Here is a 270-nt window from a genome sequence, read left to right on the forward strand (position 1 = left end):
TAATCAGGTTCCAGCTGCGACTAGCGGTTGGACTGCTTTTATCAACACCGAGTCCTGGTGTATTCGGGTAGGCGCCTACTTGGATATAGACCATATAGAAGGTGCCGTTAACCACGATTCCTTTGCTTGCCAAATCGACAACCGTCCATTCTCCATTACGCAGAGCAGTCGCATCAAATGGACCCGCCAATAATTTACCAGGTGTATTATTCGGTCCATTATCATAGATGGCAACCTTAAAGGCTGTTCTACCTGTATCCGGCCAACTTT

At 47.0% G+C, this 270-nt stretch carries 1 protein-coding gene; it reads right to left on the reverse strand.

Annotation, left to right across the window (positions count from 1 at the left end):
• Nucleotides 1-270, reverse strand: a 270-nt coding sequence (locus CHI06_RS29205) for a hypothetical protein (protein ID WP_142301061.1), incomplete at both ends; no start/stop codon positions are given.

Source organism: Bacillus sp. 7884-1 (genome assembly GCF_002272245.1).
In the GTDB taxonomy this organism is placed as follows: Bacteria; Bacillota; Bacilli; order Bacillales; family Cytobacillaceae; genus Neobacillus.